Raw genomic sequence first — 12939 nt, 5'->3', positions numbered from 1 at the left:
GTTGTCGTATGTCAGAGCAGAACGCCGCCAGGCCGGCACCGAAACACCAGCAGGTGCGGGACTCCCTGGCGGCCGAGATCCGCCGGCTGGAGCCGCACTCGGCGCTGGCCTCGGAGCGGGACCTCGCCACCACCCACGGGGTCAGCCGGGCCACCATCCGGATCGCGCTGGACGCGCTGAGCGACGCGGGCGTGGTCTATCGGGTCCAGGGCGCGGGCACGTTCGCCGCGGGTCCCGCCATCTCGAAGACGCTGTCGCTGAGCTCGTTCACCGAGGACATGGAAGTTCGTGGCTGGACGGCGAGTTCGCGGCTGCTGGCGGCCGATCAGGTGCCGGCCGGCGGCAAGATTGCCGACGATCTCGGCATCGCGGCGGAGGACGAGGTGATCCGGGTGAGCCGGATCCGGCTGGCCGACGGCACGCCGATCTGCATGGAGACGGTCCATCTCGCCGCCGACGGGGTTCCCGGTCTGCTCGACCACGACCTCAGCACCTCTTTGTACGGCATCCTCGAGGCCGAGTACGGCCTGCGCGTCGTACGCGCCGAGCAGGTCGTCCGGTCGGTGGTGATGGACGTCGGCGAGGCGGCGCTGCTGGGCCAGCCGCCGGGCTCCGCCGCCCTGCGGGTGCACCGGATTGGTCTGGACCAACGCGACCGTCCGATCGAGAGCACCACCTCGATGTACCGCGGCGACATGTACGACCTGCGGTTCGCCGTGCAGCGCTGACCGCAACCATCGCCGCGACCGTTCCCCAGCCCGGGGTCGTGGCAGCGCTCTGCCGCCAGCCACCCCGCTCCACTCAACACCGGCGATTCGCGCCGCTCCGGCGCGAATCGTCCGGATCACCCTGCCCTGACGCAGATCCGTCCCATCGACGTAGGAGGAGCAGTGACCCAGGCGACAGCGCCGCCCGCCGGGGCGGCGATCGACCCGGCCGCGGTGCCCCGGAGATTCCGCGGCGCCGGCCGCCCCAACTACTTCCTGCGCCGGGCCGGCTTCTACCTGATCACCACGCTGATCGCGATCACGCTCAACTTCGCCATCCCCCGGTTCATGCCCGGCGATCCGGCCGGCGCCTTGATCAGGCAGATCCAGATCACCACCGGAGCGCCGCCGTCGGGAGCCGAGATGGCCGCCATCCGCCGCTTCTACGGAGATCCGACCTCGAACCTGATCGGCGACTACCTCGACTACTGGAAGGCCTTGGCGCACTTCGACTTCGGGGTTTCGGTGGCGCACTATCCGGTACCGGTCGCCGACATGGTCCTGCAGGCGCTGCCGTGGACCCTGGTGCTGATCGGCAGTACGACGTTCCTGGCCTGGATCGTCGGGACACTGGCCGGCGCCTACCTCGGTTGGCGGCCGGGCAACGTCCTCGACTCGGTCGCGCTGCCGCTGTCCACCTTCGCCAGTTCGCTGCCGATGTTCTGGTTCGGGCTGGTCGTCCTGTGGGTCTTCGGGATGCAGCTGGGCTGGTTCCCGATCTCGGGCGCGTACGACCCGGACGTGCCGTTCCAGATCAACAACATCTGGTTCCTCCTGAGCGTCGTCCGGTACGGCGTGCTGCCGGCCGCCGTACTGGTCCTGCTCGGGCTGAACGGCTGGCTGTTCTCGATGCGCAACGTCATGGTGAGCACGGTCACCGAGGACTACGTCCTGCTGGCGAGGGCCAAGGGCCTGTCCGCCCCGCGGGTACTGCTCGGCTATGCGGCGCGGAACGCCCTGCTGCCCAACGTGACCGGCCTCGCCATGGCGATCGGCGGTGTCATCGGCGGCGCGATCCTGGTCGAGACGGTGTTCACCTATCCGGGCATGGGACTGCTGCTGCAGCAGGCGATCACGGGCCACGACTTCCCGGTCATGCAGACCGTCCTGCTGATGCTGACCCTGATCATGATCGTCGCGAACCTGGTCGCCGATCTGACCTACGGGCTGCTGGACCCGCGGACCCGGGAGGTGCGCTGATGACTTCCGGATTCCTTCGTAACGGGCGGGTCCGGGCCGGTGGTGTGGTGCTCGCGATCTTCGTCCTGGTCGGCGCTCTCCGCGACCTGCTGCTGAAGTGGTACGGCGTCGATCCGTTCAGCGTCGACTACGACAACCTCCACGCCTCCCCCGGTACGAACGGCCACTGGCTGGGTACGACGATCAGTGGCCAGGACGTGTTCGCGCAACTGATCGCCGGTGCCCGTGGATCGATCACGGTCGGCCTGCTGTCCGGCGTACTGGCGACCGTCCTCGCGGTGCTGATCGGTGTGACCAGCGGCTTCCTCGGCGGGCCTGTCGATCATGCGCTGAACAGTGCGACGAACGTGGTGCTGACGCTGCCGTCGTTCGCGATGACGCTGATCGTGGCGGGCTACCTCGGCTCCGCTGGTGGAGCAGAGGAGCCGGCCATCGGTCTGGTCGTGATGGCGATTCTGATCGGCATCTTCGAGTGGCCGAGCGGTGCACGCTACCTTCGCAGCCAGACGATGTCGCTGCGCAGCCGCGACTTCACGATGGCCACCAAGATGACCGGTGAGTCGACGGCGCGGCTCATCGTGGTCGAGGTACTGCCGCACCTGACCGGGATCATCTCGGCGATGTTCCTGCGGGCGGTGGTGGCCGGCATCTTCGCCGAGGCCAGCCTGAACTTCCTCGGCGTCGCCACCCAGGGCACGATCAGCTGGGGCACCATGATCGCCAACGCCCAGACCCAGGGCGCGCTCACGTACGGCTGGTGGTGGTGGTTCCTCGCGCCGGGCCTGTGCATCGCGCTGATCGGTACCGCGACGGCCCTGATCAACTTCGGGCTGGACGAGGTGACCAACCCACGGCTGCGGACCGCTAACCGTGCGGTGGTGCGGGCGCACGCCCGGAAGGCACGTGAGCTCCAGGCGGCAGGTGACGCCGCATGAGCGCCGCGGCAGTGTCCTTCGACGGGCCCGAGGAGCGGCCCGTCCTCGAGGTCGAGCGCCTGTCGGTCGACTATCTCAGCCGGTCCGGCACCGTCAGAGCCGTCGACGACGTCAGCTTCACGTTGCACCGCGGTGAGATCCTCGGACTGGCCGGCGAGTCGGGTTCCGGCAAGTCGAGCCTGATCACGGCGCTGCTGCGGCTGCAGCGGCCACCGGCGATCACATCGGCCGGCCGAGTGACCCTGCATCGCGACGCCGAGCAGCCGGTCGACCTCCTCACGCTGACCGAACGCCAACTGCGCGGGCTCCGCTGGACCAGGATGTCGATCGTCATGCAGTCGGCGATGGATGCGCTGAATCCGGTCAAACGGCTCGGCGCCCAGTTCGTCGACGTACTGCGCACCCATGACCGCTCGCTGTCCAAGGCCGCGGCCGTGGCGCTGGCCGCCGAATTCCTGGAGCTGGCCGGCATTCCCGGTGAGCGGCTGTCGGCCTATCCACACGAGATGTCGGGCGGGATGCGCCAGCGTGCGCTCATCGCCCTGGCGCTCGCCTGCCGCCCCGACGTGGTGGTGATGGACGAGCCGACCACCGCGGTGGACGTGGTGATGCAACGATCGATCCTGTCGAAGGTGCTGGACCTGCAACGCCAGCTCGGCTTCGCGGTGATCTTCGTGACGCACGACCTCTCGCTGCTGCTCGAACTCGCCGACCGGGTCGCGATCATGTACGCCGGCCGGCTCGTCGAGGTCGGCCCGGCAGCCGAGCTCTACCGCGACCCCAAACACCCGTACACGCAGGCTTTGCGGGACTCCTTTCCACCGTTGCACGCGCCACTGACCGAGTTGCACGGTCTGCCCGGCTCACCGCCCGACCTGCGGCAGCCGGCCAAGGGGTGCCGGTTCGCACCTCGCTGCCCACGGGCGTACGACGCCTGCCGGCACGACGACCCGCAGCCGATCACGATCGGCACCACCGAGGTGTCCTGCCTCCTGCACTCCGGAGCCGCGGAATGACCGAAGAACTGACCGAGACCGAGCGGCGGCCGGTACTGGCGGCCCGGCGGGTGACCAAGCACTTCCAGGTCCGCGGCCGCCGGACGGTCCGCGCACTCGAGGATGCCACTGTCGAGCTGCACGGCGGCTCGATCGTCGCCCTGGTAGGAGAATCCGGCTCCGGCAAGACGACTCTTGCCCGGGTACTCGCCCGCTACTGCCCGCCGACCGACGGCACGATCGAGCTGGACGGCCGGACGATCGACGAGCGAAACAACTCGATCAGGCGCTACTACGGGCGGGTCCAGCTGCTCTTCCAGGACCCGTTCGCATCGCTGAACCCGCTGCACAGCATCCGGCACATCCTCGGCCGGCCGCTGCGGATCCATCAGCGCGCCAAGGGCCGGGCCGAGGTCGAGCAGGCGATCCTGGCCTTGCTGGGCAGGGTCAATCTGACCCCGGCCGAGGATTACATCGACAAGTACCCACATGAGTTGTCCGGCGGGCAACGGCAGCGGATCGTCATTGCCCGCGCGCTCGCGGTCGGGCCGCGGGTGATGCTCGGCGACGAGCCGATCTCGATGCTGGACGTGTCCATCCGGCTGGACATCCTGAACCTGCTGAAACAGTTGCGCGACGACGGCCTGGCGTTGCTCTACATCACCCACGACATCGCCTCGGCCCGGTACGTCGCCGACGAGATCAAGGTGATGTACGCGGGGCAGATGATCGAATCCGGTCCCACCGAGCAGGTGATCCAGCACCCGGCGCACCCGTACACCCGCTTGCTGCTTGCCTCTTCGCCGAACCCGGAGGCCGCTCAGGATCAAGGCCGGCCGCGCAGGTACGCGGGCGCCGGTGACCTCGGCGAACCACCGAGCCTGATCGACCCACCGGCCGGCTGCCGGTTCAACCCGCGCTGTCCGTACGCGATGCGGATCTGCCGTACCACCGAACCACCGGTCACCGAACTCGGCCGCGGCCACTGGACCCGGTGCCACCTCGATCGCACCGAACTGTTGCGACCGACCTCTGACCTCGATGGCGAAGGAGCACGATCGTGATCAACACCTCGACCCGTCTGAACCGGCGGCTCTTCCTGGGCGCCTCGCTCGCCACGGCTGCCGTGGCAGCGGGCTGCAGCGCCGAGCGGACCAAGCCGAACGCGGGCGCCGCTGGTGGCGGGGCCGCGAACGACGGCGTACTGACGATGAACTTCCTCGGCCCGGGTCCGACGTACTACCGGAACTGGAACCCCTTCACCCCGGCCGAGAACAAGAGCATCGGCGCCGCGTACTTCTACGAACCGCTGATCAGGATCAACCGGTACGCCGGGTTCACGGCCGAGCCGTGGCTCGCCGAGAAGTGGGAGATCAACGACGCGCGTACCGAGCTCACGTTCACCCTGCGCGACAAGGTCACCTGGTCCGACGGCGAGGCCTTCGACGCGGATGACGTGGTCTTCACCCTGACGGCACCGGAGCGGTACAAGGGCACCAGCCTGGTCGTGCCCGACTACAAGATCGCGCGGGTGGCCAAGATCGACGCCCGGACCGTCAAGGTGACGATGAAGGAGCCGGGCCTCGGCCACCTGGTCGACCTGGCCACGATCAACATGCTGCCGCAGCACATCGTGTCGAAACAGGATCTGGCCACCTGGACCAACGACTCACCGGTCGGCACCGGACCGTGGACGGTCAAGGCCTTCTCGCCGCAGCAGATTACGATCCAGGGCCGCGACGACTACTGGGGCGAACCGATTCCGTTCGTGAAGGAATGCCGCTGGACCGTCTTCGCCAACGAGGACTCCGGCCGGGCCCTGGTGTCGCAGGGCAAGCTCGACCTGGCGACGATGGCCTGGCCGAACGCGCAGCAAACCTTTATGGACAAGGGGAAGGGCAATACCTACCAGGTCTTTCCGACCGGTGGCGGGCAGGCGTTGCTGTTCAACTGCGCCAAGGGCGCGACGGCCGACAAGGCGGTACGCCGGGCGATCAGCATGTCGATCGACTTCGCCAAGGTACTGACGCTGTATCCGGTCGGGACGCCGCTGGCCAACGTCACCGGGATGGCGGAGGCGGTCTGGGGCGAGAAGCTCGCGCCGGAGTTCCGCGGGAAGCTGCTGGCGCCCGATGTCGCCGGCGCCAAGTCGGAGTTGGCCGCGGCCGGTTGGACCGTGAAGGACGGCAAGTTGGTGAAGGGCGGGAAGTCGTACACGCTGACGCTCAAGACGGTGTCGCAGTACACCGACTGGTCCACCTGGTCCGACGGGTTCAAGGAGCAGTTGCAGACCGGACTCGGGCTCGACCTGCGGGTGATCAAGCTGACCAGCGACCAGCACACCAAGCAGGTGCTGGCCGGCGACTTCGACCTGGCGATGGAGTTCGGCGGCGGCGGATCGCTGCTGAGCGACTTCTTCGCCGGCGGGTCGGCCGGGCTGAACGGCGGCGACGCCGTACCCCTCGGCGACCCGGCGACCACGAACGCGATGCGGTACGGCAACCCTGAAGTCACCAAGGCCTTGAACGAGATGGCTTCGTCCCTCGACGAGGACCGGATCACCCAGCTCGGGTACGTGGTGCAGCGGGCCCTCGTCGCGGACCGCCCGTACGTCACCTACAACCAGGCCGGCAACTTCGTCCAGATGTCCGGCAAGAAGTGGACCGGCATGCCGACCGCGGACTCCAAGCCGGCCTACATCCCGGTCCCGTACGGAGGACCCGAGACGACCATGCTCTTCCAGAACCTGAAGCCGGCCGGCGCCTGATGCCGGCGAACGGATCGACCGGCCCGGTCGGCGTCGGCCTGATCGGCGCCGGCAACATCAGCGAGCAGTACCTGGACTCGCTGGGGCGGTTTCCCGATCTGCAGGTGCTGTTCGTCGCGGATCTCGATGCCGATCGTGCGCGCGCCCGGGCGGCGAAGTACGACGTGCCGGGCGCCGGGTCGGTGGACGAGTTGCTCGCCCGGCCGGACATCGAGATCGCTGTCAACCTGACGAATCCGGCCGCGCATGTCGACCTCGGCCTGCGCGCGCTCTCGGCCGGCAAACATGTGTGGAGTGAGAAGCCGCTCGGTACCGATCGCGAGTCGGCGCGTGCCCTGCTCGACCACGCAAAGGCTTCGGGACTGCGCTTGGCCTGCGCGCCGGACACCGTACTGGGTCCCGGCCTCCAGGAGGCGCGGCGGGCGATCGAGTCCGGAAGCATCGGCCGGCCGCTGACCGCCGTCACCATGATGCAAGGACCAGGCCCCGATCGATGGCACCCGGACCCGGAGTTCCTGTTCGCGGCCGGCGGCGGGCCGCTGTTCGACATCGGGCCCTACTACCTCACCACGCTGGTGTGCACACTCGGGCCGGTCTCGAAGGTCACGGCGGCGGCGTCACTCGCCCGGCGTACCAGGGTAATCCAAGCGGGTCCACGGGCCGGGACGGAGTTCCCGGTCGAGGTGCCGACGCACATCGGGGCCTTGATCGAGTTCGCGGGCGGGCAGTCCGCTCAGTGCACGTTCAGCTTCGAGTCGGGCCTGAGCCGGGACGGGCTTGTCGAGATCTCCGGCAGCGACGGCACCGCGGTGCTGCCGAACCCGAACAACTTCGACGGCACGACGAGCCTCTGGAACGGTACGACCGAGCCGGTACAGCTCGCGTCCCAGCCAACGTTCGGCGGGCGCGGCCTCGGCGTACTGGAACTGGCCCGCGCGATCCGCGCCGGCCGTACCGAACGTGCCTCGGGCGAACTGGCGTACCACGTGCTCGACATCATGATCTCGATCGCCGAATCAGCCGAGCAACACCAGTCGATCACCGTCCACAGCACCGCCGAGGTACCACCGGTCCTCCCGAGCGACTGGGACCCACTGACGTCCACCCTCTGAAGCACCCCGAGTCCCGAGCACCTTTATCACTTGAAGAATCAGCTACTTTGCCGAGGATTCGGTCCGGCGTTCCGACAGGCCGTACCCGCAGGCAAAGTGACTTTCGGCTCCCCTAGGATGACAGCAGGTTTATCTCCCGACATGAAGGCTGCGCCAAATGGCCCCATCAGACGATCCGGACTACAACCCGGGTTTCGACACCTCCCAGCCGACCATCGCCCGCGTTTACGACGCCTTGCTCGGTGGTAAGGACAACTTCGCGGCCGACCGCGAGGGCGCCGCGCTGTACCTGAAGTACGTGCCCGACGCCGGGCGCTGCGCGATCGACAACCGCGCGGCCCTGGTCAGAGGGGTTCAGTACCTCGTGCGGACGGCCGGGATCGACCAGTTCCTCGACATCGGCAGTGGCCTGCCGACGCAGAAGAACACCCATCAGGCGGCGCAGGAGATCAACCCTGAGGCCAAGGCCGCCTACGTCGACAACGACCCGATCGTGCTCGCGCACGGCCGCGCGCTGCTGGCGACCAACAACAGCACGATCGTTGTCACCGCCGACCTGCGCGAGCCGCAGTCGATCCTCGACAACGAGGAGATCAGGGCGCACCTGGACTTCACCCGTCCGATCGCGCTGATGGTCGTCGGCCTGCACATGCACTTCCACGACGACGAGAAGCCCGACGAGTGGGTCCGTACCATCATGGACGCGCTCGCCCCGGGCAGCTACCTGTTCATCACCGACTTCGTCGACACCGGCGAGCCGCTCCAGAAGTCGATCGAACGGGCCGGCCTCGAGAGCCTCGGCAACGGCTGGATCCGGACCCCGGAGCGCATCACGCAGCACTTCCTCGGCATGCCGCTGGTCGAGCCCGGCCTGGACTTCCTGGCTCGCTGGTACCCGGAGGACCCGGACGCCGACGTCCCGGCCGCGGAGGACCTCGCGGCGTACCAGCGGATCCTGATGGCAGGTCTCGCGAAGAAGGTCTGATCGGCAACCCACAACGGCGCGCGGCCCACCCGGGGTCGCGCGCTGTTCTGTTCTCACGATCAGCTGACCGGTTCAGGCGCGGGGTTTGGGGCGGTTGGTCGGGGTGGCGGTCAGGGGGTTTTCTGGCCAGGGGTGGCGGGGGTAGCGGGCTCGTAGGTCTGCTCGGACCTGGGGGTAGCCCTGTTTCCAGAACGAGGTCAGGTCGCTGGTGATCGCGACTGGGCGGCGGGCGGGCGACAGTAGGTGGAGGACGACTGGGACGCGTCCGTCGGCGACGGTCGGGGTGGTGGTCCAGCCGAATACTTCTTGTAGTTTCACTGCCAGGACGGGCGGTTCCGCGCCGGCGTACGTGAGTCGTACCTCGGAGCCTGAGGGGACTTTGAGGCGTTCGGGTGCGAGGTCGCCGAATCTGGATGCTTCGGGCCAGGGCAGGAGGCGCCGGAGCGCTGAGGTCACGTCGATCTGGGTCAGGTCGCGCGTGGTTCGTACCGAGGTGAGTTCGGGGCCCAGCCAGGCGTCGAGGACGGTCAGCAGAGTTCCGTCGTCGACGGCGGGCCAGGGGGGTCCGAGGTGGGCGTGGCAGAACGCGAGCCGTTCGCGCAAGGCTCGAGCGGCGTCGGACCAGCGCAGTACGGCGAGGCCGCTGCGTTGGATGCCGTCGCGGACGGCGGCTTGTACGAGTAGCGGATCTGGTTTTGCCAGCGGGAGGTCGTTGAGCACGATCGCGCCGAGTGTCTCGACCCGCCGCGTCACGATCCGGCCGTTGTCCCAGCGGATCTGGTCAGTGGTCGAGACGAGTTCGGCCGCGACTTCGCGGGCGGTCCGCTCGTCGATCGGCGCCGCGGATCGGATCCGAGCGTCGGCCCGACCGGGCGCCCGGTCAGCAACCGCGATCGCCAGCCAGGTCGTACCGCGCAACGGCGAGTGCGGGTCCAGCGCGGCACCCGTACCACCAGACATCTGATACGTCACCGACTCAGCTCCTCGAACCCGAGCAATCCGATCCGGATAAGCCAGCCCCACCACAACCCCCACCGCAACCTCATCCGGCACCCCACCCACCAACCCACCACCCGACACATCCGCCGCGCGGTCCACCCGTGCAGCGCGGGTGAGGCGTTTGACTTCTTCTTGCCAGCGGGTGGTGTCCGCGCGGTTGCTGCCTCGGCGGAGGGATTGCCAGTGGGTTGGGAGGTCGTCGGTGGCGCGGGTGATGTCGTCCGTGAGCATCGCGACGATCTCGCGGGCGCGGTCGGCGCCGACTCGTGGTGCGCCGTCCATCAGCGCCCGGGCCAACCGGGGATGCGCCCCGATCGCCGCCATCCGCCGTCCCCGTTCAGTGATCCGGCCACTGTCGTCAACAGCGTCCAGGCGACGCAACAGTTCGGTAGCGGCAGTCATCGCCACCGCCGGCGGTGCCTCCAGCAAAGTCAGCCCGTCACCCCCAGGCGTACCCCACGCCGCGAGATCAAGCGCGAAGGCCGCCAGATCGGCGATCGCGATCTCCGGCGCCGGATGATCGTCGAGATGTGCGTGGTCGGCGGCCGACCAGCACCGATAGACCCGCCCGGGTGCCTCCCGGCCGGCGCGACCCGCCCGCTGGTCGGCCGACGACCTCGACACCCGGCAGGTGACCAACGCACCGAGCCCACGGGACTGGTCGGTCCGGGGCTCCCGGGCGAGACCCGAGTCGACCACAACCCTGACCCCGGGCACGGTCAGCGAACTCTCCGCGACCGACGTCGTCACCACGATCCGGCGAGTGGTAGTCGGGACCAGCGCGCGCTCCTGTTCAGCCCTGGTCTGCCGACCGAACAACGCCAGCACGTTCGCACCGGCCAGCCGCCGCGTCACGCCGTTGATCTCGGCCTCCCCCGGTACGAACACGAGGATGTCGCCGTCGTTCTCGATCAAGGCCCGCCGGACAACGGCCGCGACATGATCGAGTAGGCGCGGATCGACCCGCCCGCCCGGAAGCAGCGGCACGGGAACCGGCGATGGCGCCCACTCGACGGCCACGTCGAACAGCGCGGCGGACGCGGTGATGACAGGCGCCGGAACCTCGTCGGTACCCAGCGCCCGACTCAGCCTGACCGTGTCCGGCGTGGCCGAGGTCGCGACGATAGCCAGGTCCTCCCGCAGGTTCGCCCGTACGTCGACGCAGAACGCCAGCAGCAGATCCGCATCAAGATGCCGCTCGTGACACTCGTCGATCACGATCCCCGCGACCCCCGGCAGCTCCGGGTTCGCCTGCAGGCGCCGTACGAGGAGACCTGTCGTCACCACCTCGACTCGAAGCCCTCGCCCACCGCTGCGTTCCCCGCGCATCGCGTACCCGATCCGTTGCCCGAGCGGCTCGCCGACCAGCATCGCCAGCCGGGTCGCGGCGGCACGGGTCGCCAACCTCCGCGGCTCCGCGACGATGATCGTCCCGTCGAGCGCGTCGCCCAGCGCCAGCGGCAGCAGCGAGGTCTTCCCCGATCCGGGCGGCGCGACCAGCACCGCCGTACCGCGCGAACGCACCGCTTCGACCGTGGCAGGCAGCACCGCTCGGACGGGCAGCTCTGCCCCCGGCACCGACGACTCAGGCAGCAACACGCCCCGACGCTATCCGAACGGTCAGATCTTCGGCTTGCCCGGCTGATAGAGCCAGGTCCGGAAGAACGCGCCGAGGTCGCGGTGCGTCAGGCGCTCGACGAACCGGATGAAGGTTTGCGTCGACACATTGCCATGCCGGTACGTCGCGGGCCACTGCTTGAGCACCTGGAAGAAGGCACGGTCGCCGATCTTCATCCGCAGCGCTTGCAACGTCATCGCGCCGCGGTTGTAGACCAGGTCGTCGAAGATCTGATCCCGTCCAGGGTCGGCCACCTTGCCGGACCAGTCCTTCTCCCCCGCGTATGTCTCGGCGAAGCTCTTTTGCACCGGGACGCCGTTGAACTTCTCCTGGTACAGCCACTCCGAGTAGGTGGCGAAGCCTTCGTTCAGCCAGATGTCCGACCAGTGCACCGGCGTAAGACTGTCGCCGAACCATTGGTGGCCGAGTTCATGTGCGAGCAGGTCACCGTCGACCTCGCTCGTACGCTGGTCGTACACCGGTCGGCCCTGCGTCTCCAGGGCGTAGCCGACCCGGGCATCGGTGAGTACGCCGCCGGTCGAGCCGAACGGGTAACGTCCGTACAGCGACGACTCCCATTGAACGATCCGCGCCGTGGTCCGGTTGAACACCTTGCCCTGCCCGGCCTTCGTGTCGATCGACTGACCGATCGCGGTGAGGTTCGGCCGGCCATCGGCGGTCACGCCGCGGGTGACGTTGTACTTCCCGATCGCCAGCATCGCGAGCTCACTGGCCATCGGCTGGTTCATCTGCCAGCGGAAGGTGGTCCGGCCGTTGTGCTTGGTGGTCGGGCCGGGTTCGCCGTTGGCCAGCACGGTGAGGCCGGTCGGTACGGTGATGGTCTGGGTGTACGTCGCCTTGTCGCCGGTGGTGTCGTTCACCGGGTAGTAGGTCGCCGCGCCGATCGGCTGGTTGAGTGCGACCGCGCCGTCCTTGGTGGCGACCCAGCCGGAAACTCCCAGCGCCGGGTCGTCGATCCGCCGCGGAACACCCGCGTACGTCACCGCCACGACGAACGTCGTACCCCGTCGCAGGCCGTGCGGAGGGGTGATCGCCAACTCCTGCGCACCGCTGCGGGTGAAAGCCGCGGCACGCCCGTTGACCGTGAGCTTGCTGATCGTCAGCGGTCCCCTGAAGTCCAGGTCGAACCGGGACAGATTCTGGGTGGCCCTGGCAATGACCGTCGTCGTCGCACTGATCGCCTTGGTACGGGGGTCGAACGCCAGCCTGATGTCGTAGTGGCTGACGTCGTACCCACCGTTGCCCATGTCAGGGAAGTACGGGTCCCCGGCGCCCGGCGCGCCCGGCGTGAACTGCGACGCCGGTCCGGGCGTGGCGCTCGCGGTCACGGCTGGTCCGGCCAGCAGTCCGAGAGCCAACGCGCAGCTCAGCAGCAGGTGACCGCGACGACGATCGAAACGTCCCACAATTCCTCCTTGGCAACCTCGACGACTGGTCCGTCCACTACATCATCGGGGTTCGAGGGCGCATCCAGTGGACGTCAGGGCCGCGGCGAAGGAGCGTCACCTGGTTGGGGGCTTGAGCCGTCTTAGAGGTAGGC

Annotated in this window: 10 protein-coding genes; 8 read left to right on the top strand and 2 right to left on the bottom strand. The window is 68.4% G+C overall.

Annotated elements, in window-relative coordinates; translation table 11 throughout:
- Positions 1-8: 8 nt before the first annotated feature.
- From HDA44_RS06415 to HDA44_RS06380, 8 genes are all read left to right on the top strand, one after another.
- Entirely contained in the window at positions 9-728 is a 720-nt protein-coding gene (locus HDA44_RS06415; protein ID WP_184832151.1) for a GntR family transcriptional regulator, read from the top strand.
- 162 nt (positions 729-890) lie between these two features.
- The gene (locus HDA44_RS06410) at positions 891-1967 is read left to right on the top strand and encodes an ABC transporter permease subunit (RefSeq protein ID WP_202887211.1); all 1077 of its coding nucleotides are present in this window, start codon (positions 891-893) and stop codon (positions 1965-1967) included.
- Positions 1967-2902 (top strand): ABC transporter permease, encoded by a 936-nt coding sequence (locus tag HDA44_RS06405; protein ID WP_184832150.1) that lies wholly within the window; start codon positions 1967-1969, stop codon positions 2900-2902. Before HDA44_RS06410 ends, HDA44_RS06405 begins: the two co-directional genes overlap by 1 nt.
- Entirely contained in the window at positions 2899-3918 is a 1020-nt protein-coding gene (locus HDA44_RS06400) for an ABC transporter ATP-binding protein (RefSeq protein ID WP_184832148.1), read from the top strand. The genes HDA44_RS06405 and HDA44_RS06400 overlap by 4 nt, the downstream gene beginning before the upstream one ends.
- On the top strand, positions 3915-4961 hold the full coding sequence (locus HDA44_RS06395) for an ABC transporter ATP-binding protein (RefSeq protein WP_184832146.1): 1047 nt from the start codon (positions 3915-3917) through the stop codon (positions 4959-4961). Before HDA44_RS06400 ends, HDA44_RS06395 begins: the two co-directional genes overlap by 4 nt.
- Positions 4958-6664 (top strand): ABC transporter substrate-binding protein, encoded by a 1707-nt coding sequence (locus tag HDA44_RS06390; RefSeq protein ID WP_184832144.1) that lies wholly within the window; start codon positions 4958-4960, stop codon positions 6662-6664. Before HDA44_RS06395 ends, HDA44_RS06390 begins: the two co-directional genes overlap by 4 nt.
- A complete protein-coding gene (locus HDA44_RS06385) occupies positions 6664-7776 on the top strand; it encodes a Gfo/Idh/MocA family protein (RefSeq protein ID WP_184832142.1) in 1113 nt (370 codons plus the stop codon). The genes HDA44_RS06390 and HDA44_RS06385 overlap by 1 nt, the downstream gene beginning before the upstream one ends.
- 157 nt (positions 7777-7933) lie before the next feature.
- Positions 7934-8761 carry an SAM-dependent methyltransferase gene (locus HDA44_RS06380; protein ID WP_184832139.1) on the top strand — a complete coding sequence of 276 codons (828 nt, stop codon included), beginning with the start codon at positions 7934-7936 and terminating at the stop codon, positions 8759-8761.
- 72 nt (positions 8762-8833) lie between these two features.
- Here HDA44_RS06380 and hrpB read toward each other — a convergent pair whose 3' ends face one another.
- Both hrpB and HDA44_RS06370 read right to left on the bottom strand, forming a co-directional pair.
- A complete protein-coding gene (gene hrpB, locus HDA44_RS06375) occupies positions 8834-11359 on the bottom strand; it encodes an ATP-dependent helicase HrpB (RefSeq protein WP_337905673.1) in 2526 nt (841 codons plus the stop codon).
- A 21-nt stretch (positions 11360-11380) separates the two neighbouring features.
- Positions 11381-12805: a M1 family aminopeptidase gene (locus HDA44_RS06370; protein WP_202887209.1), complete on the bottom strand. Its 1425-nt coding sequence runs from the start codon at positions 12803-12805 to the stop codon at positions 11381-11383.
- Between the last annotated feature and the right edge of the window lie 134 nt (positions 12806-12939).

It is taken from the genome of Kribbella solani (assembly GCF_014205295.1).
GTDB classification, from domain to species: domain Bacteria; phylum Actinomycetota; class Actinomycetes; order Propionibacteriales; family Kribbellaceae; genus Kribbella; species Kribbella solani.
The sequence above is the reverse complement of the archived record's forward strand: the minus strand, read 5'-3'. Positions and strand labels throughout refer to the sequence as shown.